Genomic DNA, 18,490 nt, shown 5'->3' with positions numbered 1-18,490 from the left:
CAGGCGGGTTGACGCGGGCCGTCCGGGACGGGCGGGTCGGCGCGGTGCGTCCGGGACGGGCGGGGCGGCGCGGTGCGTCCGGGACGGGCGGGGCGGCGCGGTGCGTCCGGGACGGGCGGGGCGGCGCGGTGCGGTGCGGTGCGTCCGCGTGGTCGTGCCGCGCCGGAGCCTGCCGTCGCACCGCGCATGACAAAGGCGTGGTGGCCAGGACATGATCCACGGCATGCAGCCACTCCCCCTGCCTCTGGAAGGCATCACCGTCGTCGCCGTGGAGCAGGCCGTCTCGGCCCCCTTCGCGACCCGCCAGCTCGCCGACCTGGGCGCCCGGGTGATCAAGGTCGAGCGGATCGACGGCGGGGACTTCGCCCGCGGCTACGACACCGCGGCGGCCGGTCTCGCCTCGCACTTCGTATGGTGCAACCGGGGCAAGGAGTCCATCGCCCTCGACCTCAAGGACCCGCGGGGCCTCGACGTGGTGCGGCGGCTGGTCGCGGACGCGGACGTGTTCGTGCAGAACCTCGCGCAGGGGGCGGCGGCCCGGCTCGGCCTGGACGCCGCCACGCTGTGCGCGGCGCACCCGCGGCTGATCGCCGTGGACGTCTCCGGATACGGGGCGTCGGGCCCGTACGCGGGCAAGCGCGCCTACGACATGCTCGTGCAGTGCGAGGCGGGCCTCGTGTCGGTGACGGGGACGCCGGAGCAGCCCGTGAAGGCGGGCATCCCGGCCGCCGACATCGCGGCGGCCATGTACGCCTTCTCCGGGGTGCTCGCGGCGCTGGTGCGGCGCGGCACGACGGGGCGCGGCGGTCCGGTCCGGGTGTCGATGCTGGAGGCGCTCGCGGAGTGGATGGGACACCCGCTGCACCACGCGATGCACGGCGGTACGCCCCCGGCGCGGAGCGGTCTGGCGCACGCCGTCATCGCCCCGTACGACGCCTATCCGACGGCGGACGGGGGGCGGGTGCTGCTGTCGGTGCAGAACGACCGGGAGTGGCGCAGGCTGGCGGAACAGGTGCTGGGGAGGCCGGAGTTGGGGACCGATCCGGCGTACGCGACGAACGCGGCGCGGGTCGCGCACCGGGAGCGGACGGACGCGCTGGTCGGCACCGCGCTGGCCGCGCTGACGGCGGACGCGGCGGTGGCCCGGCTGGAGGAGGCGGGCATCGCGTGCGCACGCCTGAGGGACGTACGGGAGGTGGCGGAGCATCCGCAGCTGGCGGCCAGGGACCGGTGGCGGGAAGTGGAGTCACCGGTGGGGCCGTTGCGGGCGCTGCTGCCGCCGATCGAGCTGCCGGGCGGGGACGACGCACGGATGGGAGCCGTACCCGCGCTCGGGGAGCACACCGAGGCGGTGCTGCGTGCCGTGGGGATGGCGGACGATGAGATCGCAGCACTGCGCCGGGACGGTGTGACCGCCTGAGCGCGGGTCGGGAACCGCCTGACCCGCGCTGCTCAGCGACCGCCGAACAGTGAACGGCTGAGCCGCCGCAGCGGGGCGAAGAGCGAGACCCGCCTCACCCGTGCGCCCAGACCACTGCGGTCGTGCGCGGTGTCACGCGCGGTGAGCTCACGCATCAGCGACGTCGCCTCGAGCGTCTCCCGCTGCGGGATGGCAGGACCACCCAGCACCGCGAGATGGCGGTCGAGGCGCGAGCTGGTCGCGCTGCTCCCACACGTGATCGCAGGGACTCGAGCCCTGCTGCGCACTGTTATCTGTTCCATGTCACTCCCCACCCGTACGAGGGCACCCGGCCCGGGCAGGCTAACCCTATCGCTCCCTCATGGCACTCGTGTATCGCGGGCACAGGATTCACCTACCCCGTAAGGGCGTTGACGATTACTCTCCGAATCCGACAGATTCCAGGGCGAGTTGGACAACTGGCTCTGTCGTGGGCTGCGCTGATCCACCGTCCGGTTCGACGGTCACAGCGAGTGAGGAAGCAGCCGTGTTCAGACCGCTCGCCACCAAGGGCGTGTCGCCTTGCAGCAGCCCGAGGGAGCGTGGTCGCACGCCGGGGCGCATGAGCCACAGTTGATGCACGCGCCCTCCGGAGGGTGTGCCGAGACCGCTCACGGTGACGACCGCGCGCCGCTGCGCGGCGGAGGCGACCACGCCGATACCGCGTCCCCGCCCGTCGAGGTCACCGGTCGCACGGGCGTCCGGAGCGGCGAGAACGTGCGCGATCTCACGTGCCTGGGCGCGCTCCCGGTCCAGTTCGTCCTGGGTCCGCGCCGCCTGGACCGCGAAGAGGGAGGCGACGACGAGCGCGGCGGCGGCCGTGGCGGTGGCGAACGGGGCGAGCAGCGGGCGGAAGCCGGGGGTCCGCGCGCGGGTGGGCCGGCGGGCCGGCCGCGCTCGCTGCGGGCCGGTGTCCGGGTGCCCGCCCGGCGCCTCCTGCGGGGTCGTGCGCACGGCCGCGAGGACCCGGTCCCGCAGCGCGGGCGGCGCCGGGGCAGCCGTCGACCAGGCGAGGCGGACGGCGTCCTCGGTCAGCGCGCGCACCTCGGCGGAGCAGCGGTCGCAGTGCCGCAGATGGCGTTCGAAGCGGCGCCGTTCACCGGCTTCGAGGGCGTCCAGCGCGTAGGGCGCGGCGAGGGAGTGCAGGTCGCGGCGGAACAGCCGGTCGAGGAGGTTCATGCGCCGCCTCCCGGACGGGCCGGGGTGTCGCCGACGGGTATCAGGTCGCTCACGCGGCACCTCCCAGGCAGTGGCGCAGCCGGGTCAGTCCGTCGCGCATACGGGTCTTGACGGTGCCGAGCGGCAGGGAGAGCCGTTCGGCGACCTCACGGTAGGTGTAGCCGTCGTAATAGGCGAGGGTGACGGACTGGCGCTGCAGGGCGGTGAGCCGGTCGAGGCAGCGGCGCACCCACTCCCGTTCGAGTCCGGCCTCGACCTCCTCGGCGACCTGGTCGAAGGCGGGCGCGTGCGAGCGCCGTCCCTCGCGCTGCTCGCGCTCGGTGGCGGCGCGGGCACTGCGTACCCGGTCGACCGCGCGGCGGTGGGCGAGCGTGAGGATCCAGGAGAGGGCGCTGCCCCGGCGGGGGTCGAACCGCCCCGCGGAGCGCCAGAGTTCGAGCAGCACCTCCTGAGCGACCTCCTCGGTCTGGGCCGGGTCCCGCACCACCCGGCGCACCAGACCGAACACCGGCCCGGACACCAGTCCGTACAGCTCCTCGAAGGCCCGCTGATCACCTCCGGCCACGAGCACCAGAAGTTCGTCCGCCTCCACCCCTCCCCCTCTCCGGCCGTGTACGGCCCGTCACTTGACCCATGTGTTCGCGGCGCGCGCGCCTCCGGATGGGTTACGGATCGCCGGGGTGAAAACGCGGGTCCCCGGCCGACGAAACGAGCGCGATGCGCGGGCGGCCCGCTGAGTCGAGTGGCGAAAGCCCACGTAAGAACGTTTGGGATTCGACCAATCCACCCCGGCGAGCGCTCCGAATGGCGTGCGTCAGGCAAGTTGGACTTGAGGACGGACGGCATGACACCTATCTCCAGGAGTGGCGCGGGACGCAGGAGTTTCGCGGCCCTCGTCTGTGGCGCACTGGCCGCCGGGGGGCTCACAGCCGCCGGTGCGACCGTGCTGGAACCGGGGGCGGCCGCCGCCTCCAGTCACCGGGAGGCCCCGCTGATCTCGGGGCAGCCGCAGTACGACAACACGGACGTGTACGCGTTCGTGAGCCCGGACAAGCCCGATACCACGACGATCGTGGCGAACTGGATCCCGTTCGAGGAACCGGCCGGCGGACCCAACTTCTTCACGTTCGCCGAGGACGCCCAGTACGACCTCCACATCGACAGCGACGGCGACGCGCAGGGCGAACTGGTCTACCGCTACACCTTCAGGACGCACCGCAAGAACGGCGACACCTTCCTCTACAACACGGGTCCGGTCACCAGCCTCGACGACCCCGACCTGAACATCACGCAGACGTACGACATCGACCTGCTGCGTCTCGACGACCAGAAGCTGGTCTCCCGCACGAAGGTCGCCGACGACATACCGGTGGCGCCGTCGAACGTCGGCAAGGCGTCCATGCCGGACTACCGCAAGCTGCGCGACCAGGCGGTGTACAAGCTCGCCGGCGGTTCCACCACGTTCGCCGGCCAGGCGGACGACCCGTTCTTCCTGGACCTGCGCGTCTTCGACCTGCTGTACGGCGGCGACCTGTCCGAGGTGGGCCGGGACACGCTCAAGGGCTACAACGTCAACTCCATCGCCCTCCAGGTGCCGACGGAGACGATCCAGGAGTCGGCAGAGCAGCCGATCGTCGGGATCTGGTCCACCACGCAGCGCAGGGACGCCCGCGGGCACTGGACCCAGGTCTCCCGGCTCGGCATGCCGCTGGTGAACGAGGTCGTCAACCCGCAGAAGGACAAGGACAAGTTCAACGCGTCGGCGCCCTGGAACGACGCCGACTTCCTGAAGAACGTGACCAACCCCGAACTCCCCAAGCTCATCGAGGGCATCTACAAGATCAAGGCACCGGCCGAGCCGAGGAACGACCTGGTCGACGTGTTCCTGAAGGGCGTCGAGGGCCTCAACCAGCCCCCGCACGTCCGGCCCGCGGAGGAGCTGCGGCTCAACACGTCGATCAAGCCGGCCGAGCACCCCAAGCGGCTCGGTGTCCTCGACGGCGACAACGCGGGCTTCCCGAACGGGCGCCGGCTCACCGACGACGTGATCGACGCCGCGCTCCAGGTGGTCGAGGGCGAGCTGGTCGGCTCCAAGAACGACCTGGGCGACGCGGTCGACAAGAACGACAAGAAGTTCGGCCACTCCTTTCCGTACCTGGCCCAGCCGACGTCGGGCTCCCGCGGGGCGACCGCCAAGGGCGGCAACAGCGTGCGCAACCAGCTCGGCGGCGGGCTGGTCCCGGCGGGCGCGGACGGCGGCACCGACACCGTGCTGATCGCGGGTTCCGCGGCGGCCGGGGCGGCCGGCTTCCTGCTCATCGGCACCGGGCTGCTGTGGTGGCGCCGCCGCATGCACCACCGGGCCTACTGACCCGGCACACCGACCGGCGCGGCCCGCGTGAACCCATCCCCCACGGCGCGGGCCGCGCCCTCCCACCCCCACGACGACCGTCACGGCCACGGACTTCCAGGAGAGGGCATGTCCCCGGGTACGAACGAGAGCGCGCCGACGGACGTCGGCGGCGACGGCCTCCCCGCGAGCGGCGGCACCGCCGGTGCCCCGGCGGACGCGGAGCCGCGGCCCGCCGAGGCGACACGCGCGGGCACCGACGCCGAGCCGGCTGACGGTGCGCCGGAGGCGGCGGATACCGGTACCGGCGCCGGTCCAGGGCACAGTGACGGGCACACGCCAGATGCCGGTACCGGTACCGAGGCCGGGTCGGGTCGCCCGCACGCGGCGGATACCGGTACCGAGGCCGGGCCCGATGGCCCGCCGGCAGCGGACGCCGGTACCCGTGCCGAGCCAGGGTCCGGTGACGTGCACGCGGCGGATACCGGTACCGAGGCCGGGCCCGGTCACGCGCACGCGGCCCATGCCGGTACCCGTACTGAAGCCGGGTCCGGTCGCCCGCAGGCGGCGGATACCGGTACTGGCGGAGCGCCCACCGTGCCGGCGGGTGTCGCCGCGGGGGCCGGGGTGGCCGACGACCGGGTGGCGGCCGTGCGGCGGGTGGCCGCGGCGGGACGGCGGTGGCGGGCCGCGCAGCTCACCGGCTGCGTCGTCGCGCTCGCCGTGGCCCTCACCGCGGGCGGCGTGGTCCTGGGCGCCCGCGACGACCGTACGGCGCCCGTGGCGGCCGTACCCGGCACCGGGGTCTCGCCCCAGCTGCTCGCGAGCGCCGACCTCGACGCGGGGATCCGCTCCCTCCAGGCCCATCTCCGCGCGCAGCCAAGGGACTTCGGCTCCTGGGCGACCCTGGGACTCGCCTACGTGGAGCAGGCCCGCACGAAGGGCGACCCCTCCCGCTACCCGCAGGCCGAGCGCGCCCTGGACCGCTCCCTGCGGCTGCGCCCGGACAACGACCCGGCGCTCGCGGGCCGCGCCGCCCTCGCCGCCGCCCGGCACCGCTTCCCCGAGGCTCTGAAGTGGGCCGACCGGGCACTCGCCGAGAACCCGTACAGCGAGCGCGCGCTGTCCTCCCGGATCGACGCGCTGGTCGAACTCGGCCGCTACGACGAGGCGTCCGAGGCCGCCGACCTGGCCGACTCGCGTCGCCCCGGCGTACCGGTGTTCACGCGTTACGCGTACGTGCACGAGCTGCGCGGGGACGTGAAGACCGCCCGCCGGGTCCTCGAACAGGCCCTGGGCACGGCGACGTCGCGCGGCGACGTGGCGTACGTGGCCACGGCACTGGGCCAACTCCGCTGGAACCAGGGCGAATACGGTCCCGCGCTGACCTACTACGGCCGGGCGCTGGCCGCCGACGAGGCGTACCTGCCCGCACTGGAGGGCCGGGCCCGCACCCTGGCGGCCACGGGCGAGAACGAGCAGGCGATCCGGGGCATGGAGGACGTCGTGGCGCGCTCACCACTGCCGCAAGTCCTGACCCTGCTGGGCGAGTTGTACGAGGCACGTGGCGGGAAGGGCGACGCGCGCCGGGCCCGGGAGCAGTACGGCCTCGTCGACGCCTGGACCGCGCTGGCCCGCGCCAACGGCGTCAACGCCGATCTCGACACCGCCCTCGCCGCAGCCGACCACGGCGACCGCGCCGCCGCCCTCACGGCGGCCCGCGCCGAGTGGTCCCGCCGCCGTACCGTGCACACCGCGGACGCTCTCGCCTGGGCCCTGCACGTCAACGGCCGTGACGAGGAGGCCCTTCCCTACGCCCGCCGGGCCACGGCCACCGGTTACCGCAACGCCGCCTTCCTCCACCACCGCGGCATCATCGAGCGGGCGACCGGCCACCCCGGACAGGCCAGGTCCACGCTGTCCCGGGCCCTGGAGCTCAACCCCGGCTTCTCGCCCTCGGGTGCCCGCGAGGCGCGCGCGGCCCTGAAGGCCCTCGGGGAGGCCCGGTGACCTCCCGTACGGCGCTCCGCCGCGCGTTCGCCTCCGGCGCGGCCGTCCTGACCGCCGCTTGCGCGCTGGTGCTGGCCGGCGGCACGAGCGCGAGCGCGCACCCGCTGGGCAACTTCACCGTCAACCGCTACGACGGTCTCGTCACCGCCCCCGGACTGCTGCGGATCGACCACGTCGAGGACCTCGCCGAGATCCCCGCGACCCAGGCCGGGCCGGACATCGAGCGGCTGGGCAGGACGGCGTGGGCGCGGCAGCGGTGCGCGACGGCGGCCCGGGACAGCCGCGTCACCGTCGGCGGACGCGGAGTCCCGCTGACCGTCGAGGGCAGTGGGGCACGGGTGCGGCCCGGGCAGGCGGGGCTCGACACCCTGCGCGTGGAGTGCCGGCTGACGGCGCCCCTGCCCGGGCGGGCCGTCGCCGTGCGCTTCCAAGCCGCCGTCGGCTCCGGACCCGGCTGGCGCGAGGTCACCGCGCGCGGCGACCGCACGACGCTCACCCGGTCCGACGTCCCCACGCGCTCCCTGTCCCGGCGGCTGACCGAGTACCCGGAGCGGCTGCTGTCGTCGCCCGCGGACACCGCGTCCGCGTCGCTGCGGGTCCGCCCGGGGGGCCCGGCCCTCGCGGGGGGCGACGAGCGGGACGCGCCCGCCGCCTCCGTGCTGCCGCGCGGGGCCGACCGCTGGACGCGGGCCCTGGACGGGCTCGTGGCCCGGCACGACCTCACCCTCGGCTTCGCCGGGCTCGCCCTGGTCGTCGCCCTCGCCCTCGGCGCGCTGCACGCGCTGGCGCCCGGGCACGGCAAGACGCTGATGGCCGCGACCGCCGCCGCGCGCGGCCGGGCCACCCTGCGTGACGTGCTGCCGCTGGCGGCGTCGGTGACGGTCACCCACACCCTGGGCGTGGTGGCGCTGGGGCTCCTGATCACCGCGGGCTCGGCCGCGGCGCCGTCCGTGATCGCCTGGCTCGGCGTCACCAGCGGCGTCCTGGTGACCCTCGCGGGCGCCTCCCTCGTACGCCGCGCCTGGCGCAACCACGCACCCGCGCACGGCCACGGGCACGATCACGGGCCCCACGACTCCTCTGGTCACGCGCACCCGGAGGAGCACACCAAGGGGCACCACCACGAGCACGGCGACTCCCTCGACCACACCCACCCGGAAGCGCTCGCCCACGGGCACCACCACAGGCACGACGACTCCCCCGGTCACGGGCACCCGGACGAGCACCCCCACGGGCACCACGAGCACGACGGCTCCCCGCAGCACGGGCCCGCCCCCGGTCACGAGCACACGCACGGCGGCTTCACCCACACGCACCCCACGGCCCCCACCCTGCGCGGCACGATCCTGCTCGGCTTCGCCGGCGGGCTGGTGCCCAGTCCGTCCGCCGTCGTCGTGCTCGTGGGGGCGGCGGCGCTCGGCAAGGCATGGTTCGGCCTCCTGCTCGTCCTGGCCTACGGCGCCGGGCTCGCCCTGACCCTCACGGCGGCGGGCTTCGCCGTGGTCAGGCTCGGCGGCGGGGTCGCCCGGATGCTGGCGCGGCGCCCTCGGTGGACGGGCGGCCCGGCGGCGGCCCTCATGCGCAGGGCGGCGCCCCTCGGTTCGGCGTGCGTCGTCGTGGCCCTCGGAGCCGGATTGGTGTTCAAGGGGGCGGCATCCGCACTCGGCTGAGCTACTTTTGGGAGGAGATCGTGCGGATCCGAAGGGGGAACGCCCGTGTCCGAGGTGTCCGGCGGTGAACGGGTGATCGCGGGTCGCTACCGACTGCTGTCCCCCCTGGGCGAGGGCGGGATGGGCACCGTCTGGCGGGCCCGCGACGAGGTGCTGAACCGCGAGGTCGCCGTCAAGGAGGTGCGGGCCCCGGCCGGGATCCCGTCGAGCGACGTCGAGCGGATGTACGCGCGCCTGGAGCGGGAGGCATGGGCCGCCGCCCGGGTCGCGAACCGCAACGTGGTGACCGTCTACGACGTGGCGACCGAGGACGGCCGACCCTGGATCGTCATGGAGCTGATCCGCGGGCTGGCCCTCTCTGACCTCCTGGACGCCGAGGGCCCGATCCCGCCGAAGCGCGCCGCGTTCATCGGCGCCGAGGTACTGTCCGCGCTGCGGGCCGCGCACGCGGCCGGGGTCCTGCACCGCGACGTGAAACCGGGGAACGTGCTGCTGTCGAACGACGGCAGGGTGGTCCTCACCGACTTCGGCATCGCCACCGTCGAGGGCAGTTCCGCGCTGACCATGACCGGCGAGGTCATCGGCTCGCCGGAATTCCTCGCCCCGGAACGGGCGTTGGGCCGCACCCCCGGGCCCGAGTCCGACCTGTGGTCCCTCGGGGTGCTGCTGTACGCGGCGGTGGAGGGCAACTCGCCCTTCCGGCACGACACTCCGCTGAGCACCCTGCGGGCCGTCGTGGACGAGGAGCTGCCGCCTCCGCGCCGCGCGGGTCCGCTGGCCCCGGTGATCGAGCAGCTGCTGCGCAAGGACCCGGCGGACCGTATGCCCGCCGAGCGGGCCGAGCAGGAGCTGCGGCTGGTCGGCGCGGGCGGCACCCCCCGGACCGGCTCGTCCCCGGCGCCCTACGCGCCGACCGTCGCCACCCTGCCGTACGACGCGCCCGGCCCGCCGCCCCGGCCGGTGCCCGCCCGCCCGGCGGGGGCCACGACGGCGTCCACGACCGGTACGGCGGCGGGGGCGCGGCCCGAGCGCGGTCGCCGGGCCGCCTTCGCCGTGATCGCCGGCCTGGCCGCGCTGGCGCTGGCGCTGGCCGGTCTGCTGTACGCGCTGTACCAGCGGGACGACGGAGGCGGGGGCGGCGGCTCGGCCGGGTCGAGCAGCGGCAGCGGCGATTCCGGCGGCACCAGCGGGCAGAGCGGGGAGGACGACGGCGGCACCGGCGAGGGTGAGGGTGAGGGTGAGGGCGGCACGGGCGGGACCGGCTCCCCCGGCGACACACCGAGCGGCAAGCACACGACCACGCCGCCCGCCCAGTCGGTCCGGGTGACCGTCACCGGCGCGCACACCGACTACTCCGGGTCCTGCCCGCCGCCCGCGGGGCAGGCGCCCGCGTTCACCGCGACGTTCACGGTGGGCGTCGTGCCGGTGGAGGTCGACTACCGGTGGGTGACCAGGAAGGGCGAGGTGTCCGATCCCGGCTGGAAGACCCTCTCGTTCCCCGCGGACGGCGGGAAGACCCGGCAGAGGTCGGTGGTGGTGACGGCGTACGAGGCCGGGAGCACGTACGAGAACGCGATCAGGGTGGAGGTCCGCGACCCCGTGCACACGACGTCCGGCTGGGTGCCGTTCTCGGTGACGTGCGAAACGGAGACCCCGACGGGCGGGGCCTCCTCTTCCGCTTCTCCCTAGGGCGGCGCCGGGCGGCGCCGCCGGGCCGGACTCCGGGGGCTCAGGCCCCGGCGGTGAAGACCGGCAGGTAGCCGCCGGACTGGCCGGCCGCGGTCGGGTGGTACGACTCGCCGATGTTCAGCCAGTTGACGCTGTGCAGCCAGGCACTGCCCGAGCAGATCTCGTGGCCGGTGAAGGTGGTCCTGACGTCGCCGAACGTGAAACCGTGCGCGGCGGCACGCTTGGCGATCGCGCTGTCCAGGTAGTCGGCGGCACCGTTGATCGCGGACCGCTCCGTCTCGGAGAGGCCGGCGATGCAGCTGCCGCCCAGCTGGTAGAAGCGGGGGTAGCCCAGGACGACCACGTGGGCCGACGGGGCCTTGGCGGTGATCGCCGAGTAGACGCTGTCGAGTTTGCCGGGGAGCGTGGAGTCGACGTAGGCGCGGGCCGTGGCGATCCGGGACAGGCAGGAGCTCTCGGACTGGAGGACACAGGTCGTCATGACGTCGGAGAATCCCGCGTCGTTGCCGCCGACGCTGATCGAGACGAGTCCCGTGCCGGTGTTGAGGGGGGTCAGCTGGTTGGCCAGAACATCACCCGTACGAGCGCCGGAACAAGCCGTGAAGGCGAACGACGAGGGTGAGTGGGAGGCCGCCCAGAGGTACGGGTAGGCCTTCGTGCTGCGCTTGCAGTCGCCGCTGGAGCTGAGGTAGCTGCCCGCGCCGACGCCCGAGGAGTAGGAGTCGCCGAGGGCCACATACCCGGTGGCCGCCGCGGTCTGGGACGCCTGCGCCGTCGCTGCCCCGGTGAGGGCGAGACCGACGGCGAGGAGGAGTGAGGTCACGTATGCCGTAATTCGGGAACGTCTCATGGAACCTCCGTTTAGCAGGATCTCTGCCATGACTTTGGTAGCAGCTACGCGTGTTGACAGGAAGTGTCCATGCCAATGCTTTTCGGCCCTTGCGAGAAACGGCGGCCTCCGTTCACCTGACGGGCAATCAACTACCGCTGCGCGGACACCTCGCGGCCCTGACCTCTTGAGCCGGGCGGGTGACGGACTTGAGGGAACGCTTGTTTGACGTTCCATCAGGAGTGGCAGCGACAGATGGGGCCAGGCGCGTCGGCACACGGTCCGGCGACAGGACGGAGGGGACACACCGGAAGGAGCGGGCGGACCCGGCACTCGGGGCGCACTGCGGAAAGCGGGTGCACGGCGGGTCCGCGTGACGGATCATGGCGGCATGTCTGCCAACCCATACGACGCTCTGCCGATCCGGCTCAACGTCGACGACAGCGACTCGCCGTCGGACGTCGTCGACGCGCTGTTCCTCGGCCGCTTCGCTACGGGCGAGCAGCCTCACTCGCACGCGGTGAACATCGACCGCGTCCGCTCCGGGGCGACCCTGCTCCCGCCGGGGTCCCGGGTGCTGCGCTCCGCCCGCGACGACGACCGCAGCGCGACCCTCGCCGAGGGCGACGGCTGGACCCTGCTGGTGTCCCGCTGGAACCGCGGCGCCGACGTCACGGTCACCGCCACCAGCCCCGAGCTGGCCGAGAAGATCCTCGGCCAGGCCACGGACGGCGCCGCCGACGAGCCCGAGCCGCAGCCGGAGAACGTGACCATGGGCTTCTGGTACGTGTCCCCGAGGCGGGGCCCGCACCGCACCACCCGCCAGATCTCCGCGGGCACGTGGGAGGAGGTGCGGCCGAACTACACCGCGCCGGTGGCGGACGCCATGGACCAGCTGATGAAGACGACGCCGGAGGACATCGCGGGGCGCCTGCTGCTGCTGCACGGCCCGCCCGGCACGGGGAAGACGTCCGCGCTGCGCACGCTGGCCCGTTCCTGGCGCGACTGGTGCCAGGTCGACTGCGTCCTGGACCCCGAGCGGCTGTTCAGCGACGTCGGCTATCTGATGGACATCGCGATCGGCGAGGAGGACGGCACCGGCAAGGGCCGCTGGCGGCTGCTCCTGCTGGAGGACTGCGACGAGCTGATCCGCGGCGAGGCCAAGCACACCGCGGGCCAGGCCCTCTCCCGTCTGCTCAACCTGACCGACGGCCTGCTCGGCCAGGGCCGCAACGTGCTGGTGGGCGTCACGACGAACGAGGACCTGGAGCGGCTGCACCCCGCCGTCGTCCGCCCCGGCCGGTGCCTCGCCCGTATCGAGGTCGGACCGCTGACCCGCCGGGAGGCCGTGGGCTGGCTGGGCACCGAGGAGGGCGTCGGACGCGAGGGCTCGACGCTGGCCGAGCTGTACGCGCTGCGCCGGGGGACGTCACCGACGTCGGTGCCGGACCAGCGGGAGGGCGCGGACGCGGGCCTGTATCTGTGACCCGGACGCGGGCCCGTGCCCCTGGCCGGGGTGCGGGCCCGCCGCTCCGTCCGGACGGCTCACGGGGCCTGTCCGTGCACGGGTCTCCCGCAGCGGCGGGTGCTTTCATGGGTGTATGACCGTGTTCCTGGGCACGTCCGGCTGGCAGTACAAGGACTGGCGCGAGGTCCTCTACCCGGCCGGGCTGCCCACGCGGCTCTGGCTGGAGGCGTACGCGGCCCGCTTCGCCACCGTCGAGATCAACAACGCCTTCTACCGGCTGCCGGCCCGCGAGACCTTCGAGAACTGGCGGGACCGCACTCCGCAGGACTTCGTCGTCGCCGTCAAGGCGAGCCGTTTCCTCACCCACATCAAGCGGCTGCGCGACCCGGAGGAGCCGGTCGAGCGGCTGATGAGCCACGCCGCCGGACTCGGCGACCGGCTCGGCCCGGTGCTGCTCCAGCTGCCGCCCACGCTGCGCTGCGACGCCGGCCTCCTGGACGACTGCCTCGCCCGGTTCCCCGCCGGGACCCGCGTCGCCGTCGAACCGCGGCACGACTCCTGGTGGACCCCCGCCGTGCGCGAGGTCCTGGAGTCCCGGGGCGCCGCGCTCTGCTGGGCCGACGTACTGGCCCGGCCGGTCACGCCGCTGTGGCGGACCGCCGACTGGGGCTATGTGCGCTTCCACGTCGGACGTACCCGGCAGTGGCCGCACTACGGACGGCAGTCCCTGATGACGTGGGCACGGCGGATCGCGGAGACCTGGGGAGACGACCACGACGTGTTCGCCTACTTCAACAACGACCCGCACGCCGCGGCGGTCCTGGACGCGGTGGTGTTCGCGAGGGCGGCCACGGCGGCGGGCCTGACCGTCACGCGCACGCCCCGGCAGTTGCCGGCCGCCCCGGTCCCGAGCCGGTAACCGGTCGTCCCGCGCTAGCCGCCCTGGCCGCGGTCGGCGTACGACGCGCGCAGGGCGTCCCGTACGGCGGCGAGGGCGGCGTCCTCGGCGAGTCCGAGGCGGTGGACGCGCTCGGCGTAGGTCTGCGCCGCCGCGGCGGCCTCCCGCTCGGCGGCGGACCCCGCGGCGGCGACGACGGTGCCGTTGCGCCCGCGGGTCTCGATCACCCCGTCCGCCTCCAGGGCCCGGTACGCCTTGGCGACCGTATTGGCCGCGAGGCCGAGGGACTCGGCGAGACCGCGCACCGTGGGCAGCCGGTAGCCGACCGGCAGCGCGCCCGACCTGGCCTGCTCGGAGATCTGGGCGCGCACCTGCTCGTAGGGCGCGGCCCCCGCATCGATATGGATCTTCAGGGTCACGGGGTGATTGTCGCGCACGGGCGCCGCGTACGGGTCCGGTCGCCCCGGCGTGTGACCGGCGGCCGCTCGCCGCGTGGTGTGCCCCGGCGCGGAAAATGAGAGGCAGCCCGGCCCTCCCGCGCGTAGCGTGCGGCTCCATGACAGTGATCGTTCGCGACGTCCGCCCGGACGACCGTCGGGACACCGAGGCCTTCGCCCGGATCCGGAGTCTCGCACTCCCCTACATGTTGTCCACCGCCGAGTCCGTCGCCCATGACGCCGTCCATGTGCATCCCGACGCGCACTTCCGGCCCCTGCTCGCCGAAGTCGACGGCGAGCCGGTCGGCACGGCCCAGGTCGGCCTCGTGCACGACAGCCCGCAGCCGGGGCAGGGCTACGTCAACGTGTACGTGCACCCGGAGCACGTCCGGCGCGGAGCGGGCTCATTGCTGGTGCGCACCGCCGAGGAGTATCTGGCGTCCCTGGGCGCCACCCGGCTGTTCGCCTGGGTGCTGGACGAACCGGCGAACCGCGCGTTCGCCGAGCGGCACGGCTACCGCGCGAGCCGCTCGGCGCACTTCCTCCGGCTCGACCTGGCGAAGGCCCCTCTGCCGCCGCTCCAGGAGCCCCCGCCGGGCGTCGAGCTGCGCAGGGGCGCCGACTACGCCGACGACCCGCGGCCCCTCTTCCTGCTGGACGCGGAGACGATGACCGACGAGCCCGGCGACATCGCGCACGAGTTCACGGACTACGACGCGTGGCTCGCGGAGACCTGGAACCACCCCCTGTTCAGTCCCGAGCTGACCTCGGTCGCCGTCGTCGACGGCCGTCCGGCGGCGTTCAGCGCGGCGCGCACCGACGGGAACACCCGCTACGGGACCGCGATGACGGGGACCGGCCGCGCCCACCGCGGGCGCGGACTGGCCAAGCTCGCCAAGAACGACTCGCTGCACCGCGCCCGCGCCGCCGGCTTCACGCAGGCGTTCACGGGCAACGACAGCGGCAACGAGCCGATGCTGGCCATCAACAGGTGGTTCGGCTACGAGATCTGCGCGACGGAGGTGCACCATGTCCGCGACCTCGGCTGACCCGCGCCCCGCGGCACCGGGACGCCAGGTGGAGGTCGTCCTCGTCAAGTCGGGCCGGGTGAAGGTCCGTTACCCGGCCGAGCTGCTCGGCGACGACGGCACCCGGGTCACCGTGCGCGCGCCCTGGGCGGGCGAGGGCGTGCGCGACTTCGGCTTCGTACGGTTCGAGCCGGGCGACGTCTTCACCGAGTACTACTGGCGGGACCGCTGGTACGCCGTGAAGGAGGTGCGCGACGCCGGGGGCGCCCTGAAGGGCTGGTACTGCGACGTCACGCGTCCGGCGGTGGTCCGGGAGGGCGAACTGGTCGTGGAGGATCTCGACCTGGACCTGTGGCGCTCGGCCGACGGGACGGCCGTACTGCGCCTGGACGAGGACGAGTTCGCGGCGAGCGGTCTCACGACGACGGACCCGGTGGCCGCGGCGGCGGCGGAGGAAGCCCTCGACGCACTCGAACACCTCGCGCGCGAGGGCGACTTCGAGGGGCTGCTCGCGGGGGCGTGACGCCCGGGTCCGGGACACCGCCGGGTGCACGCCGACGCGCGCGGAGTCCACACCCGGACCCGCACCGGGCCTTGGCCGCAGCCGCAGCCCGTGCCGTGCGTGCCGCCCCGGCCCGCGCCGCGCCGCGCCGCGCCGCAACGAACGACTCGACGGCGACTCGGGGCTCACTCGACGCTCCCACCGGAGTCACCGGAGGAGCACACGGGAACCACTCGACGCTCGCTCGACGTCCGCTCGACGCCCACTGGACGAGCCCTCGGGGCGCGCCTCGGAGCTACCGGGGCACCGCCACCACCGCGTACCGCTCGTCGTTCACCTCGCGGCCCCAGAGCCGGGCGTCCTGGGACAGCCGCTCGACGCGGATGTCCTCGGCGAGCGGCTGGAGCAGCGCGGTCAGCCGGTCGGCGGGTATCCCCACCGGGTCGACCGCCCCCCACACGCCCTCGACCAGCACGAGCCGGCCGCCGGGACGCAGCAGGCCGCGCCAGTGACGCAGTACCCGGCCGGGCTCCGGCAGGGTCCACAGCACGTGGCGGACGAGGACGACGTCGAACCGCTCCTCGCCGACCGGCGGGGACGCGGCGTCACCGACCAGGAACGCGGCGTCACGTCCCGCGAGTTTCGCGCGGGCATGGGAGACCATGGACGGAGAGAGGTCGACACCGGTGACCCGGTGCCCCTGCTCGGACGCCAGGAGTGACAGGCTGCCCGTGCCACAGCCCAGATCGAGGACGTCCGAGGCCCGCTCCGGCAGCCACCCCCGCAGCCGGGCGGCCCAGGATTCGCGCACCAGAGGATCGCGCAAACCGTGATCCGGCTCGTCGTCGAAGGTGGCGGACTCCGCTTCCCAATCGACGCCGGACGTTTGGCTGTCGCTGTTAATGGTCATGTGGCCAGGGTGACACCCACCACTGACAGTCCGACGGACCGTCGGATCGTGACCACCGCCACTGACAGATCCCGACCGATGAGGAACGCTCCCCAGAAGGGTCTACCTCCGTGGAATCGCGGAACCCGGTAGGCACAAGGAGGCAGCCATGCGCCGTGTGACCGTGCAGAAGCCCCTGAAGAGGTCGGACTCCCGTCGTGTGCGGGACGAGGCCGACGAGCGCCCGCGAGAGCGCCCGGAGGTCCGCAAGGACATCCACCGCACCTGGTGGCCGGACGGCTGAGCCGCGCCGTCGCCCCCTCCGACCCGCGAGACCATCCACCGTCGACCGCCCCCGTTGACTCCGCAGAGCGTCAGAGCAGCCGCTTTCGGTAGTGGACGCGGTCATAGGGGCCGTCGACACGGCGCTCCACTACCTCGTAGCCGAACCTCGGATAGATCTTCTGGTTCTCCCACATCATGGCGTTGGTGTAGAGCCTGACCTCGGACAGCCCGAGCGCACGCGCGTGTGCGTCGACGAAGGCGAGCAGCCGTCCCCCCACGCCCTTCCCATGGGCGTCGGGGTGGACGGCGATGCTGTCGAGGAAGAGATGGTCCGCGCGCGCCTCGATCACGACGAGTCCCGTGACGGGCTCCCCGGTGACGAAGACCCGCCCGGCCGCCACCTGTGCCGCGTGGTCCGCCCGCATGGGCGCCGGCACCACCCCGATGCGCTCGATGTACGGCCGGTACGCGGCATCGGTCACGGACTCGACGGCCTCCACGTCCGCGATCCCCGCCCTGCGGATCTCCCACGCCCCGGCACCGTTCGCCTCGTCAGCCATGCCGGAGACGGTACCTACCTGATCGCAGCCTGAGCACTCCCTTAACCGCACCATAAAGATCGCCCGCCCCCGCTCCCAGCAGGCGATTTCGCGGATTTCCCGGGCTAGCTTGCTGATCGCCCCCAGCGTTCAGGAACCGTTTCGAGGAGTGCTCCATGCCCGCTCGCCGCAAGGCCGCCGTGTTCGCCGCCGTCGGTGCCGTCCCGCTCGCCCTGACCGCGCTCGGCACCGCGCCGGCCGTCGCGCACGGCACGATGGGCGATCCGGTGAGCCGGGTGTCGCAGTGCTACGCGGAGGGTCCGGAGAGCCCGAAGTCGGCCGCGTGCAAGGCGGCGGTGGCGGCGGGCGGCACGCAGGCCCTGTACGACTGGAACGGCATCCGGATCGGCGACGCGAACGGCCGGCACCGGGAGTTGATCGCGGACGGCGAGCTGTGCAGCGCGGGCAACGAGGAGTTCAACGGCCTGGACCTGGCCCGGGCCGACTGGCCCGCGACGGGCGTGAGCAGTGGCTCGTACACGTTCAGGTACCGGGTGACCGCCCCGCACAAGGGGACGTTCACGGTGTACATCACGAAGGCGGGCTACGACCCGTCGAAGCCGCTGGGCTGGGGCGACCTGGATCTGGAGCACCCGGTGGCCACGAAGACCGACCCGGCCGCGGAGAACGGCTTCTACACCTTCTCCGGGTCGCTCCCGCAGCGCTCCGGCAAGCAGCTGCTGTACGCGGTCTGGCAGCGTTCGGACAGCCCGGAGGCCTTCTACTCCTGCTCGGACGTCGCGTTCGGCGGCACCGGCACCGGCAGTGGCGGAAGCGGCGGCGCGGACGACGGCTCCGCGGGCAGTGGCGGCTCCGCACCCGCCCCGAGCGCGTCCGCGCCTTCCGAGGAGCAGATCGAGGACGGTGCCGACAAGTCGACCGTCGAGCACGGCGGTCACGGCGACGACGACGCCGGTACGTCGGCGGAGCCGACCGCGGCCGCCGGCGCGGACGACGCCGAGCCCGTCGCGGACACGGCCAACACGCCCGCGGCGGACGGTGCTTCGCAGCACCTCGCCGAGACCGGTGGCGACGCCGGCACCCGGTACGTCGCGGTCGGCGGGGCGGCCGCCCTGGCCGTCGGCGCGGCGGCGCTGTTCGCCTCGGTCCGGCGCCGGGCGGCCGGCGGCGCCCGCCACGGCCGCTGACGGCGGGAGCGGGGAGGCGGCGGGCCGGGGTCCGTCCGGCGGCTCGGGCC

Annotated in this window: 18 protein-coding genes; 11 read left to right on the top strand and 7 right to left on the bottom strand. The window is 73.9% G+C overall.

Annotated features, from left to right (window positions below):
- The first annotated feature begins 211 nt into the window (after positions 1 to 211).
- Positions 212 to 1,420, top strand: a complete 1,209-nt coding sequence (locus ACWGIS_RS25605; protein WP_453364782.1) for a CaiB/BaiF CoA transferase family protein — start codon at positions 212 to 214, stop codon at positions 1,418 to 1,420.
- A 32-nt stretch (positions 1,421 to 1,452) separates the two neighbouring features.
- Here ACWGIS_RS25605 and ACWGIS_RS25600 read toward each other — a convergent pair whose 3' ends face one another.
- The 3 genes from ACWGIS_RS25600 to ACWGIS_RS25590 form a co-directional block, all read right to left on the bottom strand.
- Complete coding sequence (locus tag ACWGIS_RS25600) at positions 1,453 to 1,722, bottom strand: hypothetical protein (RefSeq protein WP_355793693.1); 270 nt, start codon at positions 1,720 to 1,722, stop codon at positions 1,453 to 1,455.
- Positions 1,723 to 1,837: 115 nt separating this feature from the next.
- Positions 1,838 to 2,638 carry an anti-sigma factor gene (locus ACWGIS_RS25595; protein WP_453364781.1) on the bottom strand — a complete coding sequence of 267 codons (801 nt, stop codon included), beginning with the start codon at positions 2,636 to 2,638 and terminating at the stop codon, positions 1,838 to 1,840.
- A 49-nt stretch (positions 2,639 to 2,687) separates the two neighbouring features.
- Complete coding sequence (locus tag ACWGIS_RS25590; RefSeq protein ID WP_453364780.1) at positions 2,688 to 3,230, bottom strand: sigma-70 family RNA polymerase sigma factor; 543 nt, start codon at positions 3,228 to 3,230, stop codon at positions 2,688 to 2,690.
- 252 nt (positions 3,231 to 3,482) lie between these two features.
- On the opposite strand from ACWGIS_RS25590, the gene ACWGIS_RS25585 reads away from it, so the two are divergent.
- The 4 genes from ACWGIS_RS25585 (at position 3,483) to ACWGIS_RS25570 (ending at position 10,357) form a co-directional block, all read left to right on the top strand.
- Positions 3,483 to 5,009, top strand: coding sequence for a DUF4331 domain-containing protein (locus tag ACWGIS_RS25585; RefSeq protein WP_453364779.1), 1,527 nt, complete (start codon positions 3,483 to 3,485; stop codon positions 5,007 to 5,009).
- Between the two features lie 576 nt (positions 5,010 to 5,585).
- Positions 5,586 to 6,998 carry a tetratricopeptide repeat protein gene (locus ACWGIS_RS25580; RefSeq protein ID WP_453364778.1) on the top strand — a complete coding sequence of 471 codons (1,413 nt, stop codon included), beginning with the start codon at positions 5,586 to 5,588 and terminating at the stop codon, positions 6,996 to 6,998.
- On the top strand, positions 6,995 to 8,668 hold the full coding sequence (locus ACWGIS_RS25575; RefSeq protein WP_453364777.1) for a nickel transporter: 1,674 nt from the start codon (positions 6,995 to 6,997) through the stop codon (positions 8,666 to 8,668). Before ACWGIS_RS25580 ends, ACWGIS_RS25575 begins: the two co-directional genes overlap by 4 nt.
- A gap of 45 nt (positions 8,669 to 8,713) precedes the next feature.
- Positions 8,714 to 10,357, top strand: a complete 1,644-nt coding sequence (locus ACWGIS_RS25570) for a serine/threonine-protein kinase (RefSeq protein WP_453364776.1) — start codon at positions 8,714 to 8,716, stop codon at positions 10,355 to 10,357.
- Positions 10,358 to 10,397: 40 nt separating this feature from the next.
- Here the strand turns inward: ACWGIS_RS25570 and ACWGIS_RS25565 are convergent, their stop codons facing one another.
- Positions 10,398 to 11,207 (bottom strand): SGNH/GDSL hydrolase family protein, encoded by an 810-nt coding sequence (locus ACWGIS_RS25565; protein ID WP_453364775.1) that lies wholly within the window; start codon positions 11,205 to 11,207, stop codon positions 10,398 to 10,400.
- A gap of 370 nt (positions 11,208 to 11,577) precedes the next feature.
- Here ACWGIS_RS25565 and ACWGIS_RS25560 point away from each other — a divergent pair, with 370 nt between their 5' ends.
- Positions 11,578 to 12,672: a DUF5925 domain-containing protein gene (locus ACWGIS_RS25560; protein ID WP_389390931.1), complete on the top strand. Its 1,095-nt coding sequence runs from the start codon at positions 11,578 to 11,580 to the stop codon at positions 12,670 to 12,672.
- A gap of 115 nt (positions 12,673 to 12,787) precedes the next feature.
- Positions 12,788 to 13,573 carry a DUF72 domain-containing protein gene (locus ACWGIS_RS25555; protein ID WP_453364774.1) on the top strand — a complete coding sequence of 262 codons (786 nt, stop codon included), beginning with the start codon at positions 12,788 to 12,790 and terminating at the stop codon, positions 13,571 to 13,573.
- A 14-nt stretch (positions 13,574 to 13,587) separates the two neighbouring features.
- Here ACWGIS_RS25555 and ACWGIS_RS25550 read toward each other — a convergent pair whose 3' ends face one another.
- A complete protein-coding gene (locus ACWGIS_RS25550; protein ID WP_453364773.1) occupies positions 13,588 to 13,971 on the bottom strand; it encodes a GntR family transcriptional regulator in 384 nt (127 codons plus the stop codon).
- Between the two features lie 137 nt (positions 13,972 to 14,108).
- Between ACWGIS_RS25550 and ACWGIS_RS25545 the strand changes: the two genes are divergently transcribed.
- Positions 14,109 to 15,038 carry an N-acetyltransferase family protein gene (locus tag ACWGIS_RS25545; protein WP_453364772.1) on the top strand — a complete coding sequence of 310 codons (930 nt, stop codon included), beginning with the start codon at positions 14,109 to 14,111 and terminating at the stop codon, positions 15,036 to 15,038.
- Complete coding sequence (locus ACWGIS_RS25540; RefSeq protein WP_453364771.1) at positions 15,019 to 15,540, top strand: DUF402 domain-containing protein; 522 nt, start codon at positions 15,019 to 15,021, stop codon at positions 15,538 to 15,540. The genes ACWGIS_RS25545 and ACWGIS_RS25540 overlap by 20 nt, the downstream gene beginning before the upstream one ends.
- Before the next feature lie 274 nt (positions 15,541 to 15,814).
- Here the strand turns inward: ACWGIS_RS25540 and ACWGIS_RS25535 are convergent, their stop codons facing one another.
- Complete coding sequence (locus ACWGIS_RS25535; protein ID WP_453364770.1) at positions 15,815 to 16,429, bottom strand: class I SAM-dependent methyltransferase; 615 nt, start codon at positions 16,427 to 16,429, stop codon at positions 15,815 to 15,817.
- Between the two features lie 148 nt (positions 16,430 to 16,577).
- On the opposite strand from ACWGIS_RS25535, the gene ACWGIS_RS25530 reads away from it, so the two are divergent.
- Positions 16,578 to 16,712: a hypothetical protein gene (locus ACWGIS_RS25530; protein ID WP_355780997.1), complete on the top strand. Its 135-nt coding sequence runs from the start codon at positions 16,578 to 16,580 to the stop codon at positions 16,710 to 16,712.
- 70 nt (positions 16,713 to 16,782) lie between these two features.
- Here ACWGIS_RS25530 and ACWGIS_RS25525 read toward each other — a convergent pair whose 3' ends face one another.
- Positions 16,783 to 17,253, bottom strand: a complete 471-nt coding sequence (locus ACWGIS_RS25525) for a GNAT family N-acetyltransferase (RefSeq protein WP_453364769.1) — start codon at positions 17,251 to 17,253, stop codon at positions 16,783 to 16,785.
- Positions 17,254 to 17,408: 155 nt separating this feature from the next.
- Between ACWGIS_RS25525 and ACWGIS_RS25520 the strand changes: the two genes are divergently transcribed.
- Positions 17,409 to 18,440 carry a lytic polysaccharide monooxygenase auxiliary activity family 9 protein gene (locus ACWGIS_RS25520; protein ID WP_453364768.1) on the top strand — a complete coding sequence of 344 codons (1,032 nt, stop codon included), beginning with the start codon at positions 17,409 to 17,411 and terminating at the stop codon, positions 18,438 to 18,440.
- Positions 18,441 to 18,490: the final 50 nt, after the last annotated feature.

The sequence above is a fragment of the Streptomyces sp. NPDC054842 genome, from assembly GCF_053611025.1.
The sequence above is the reverse complement of the archived record's forward strand: the minus strand, read 5'-3'. Positions and strand labels throughout refer to the sequence as shown.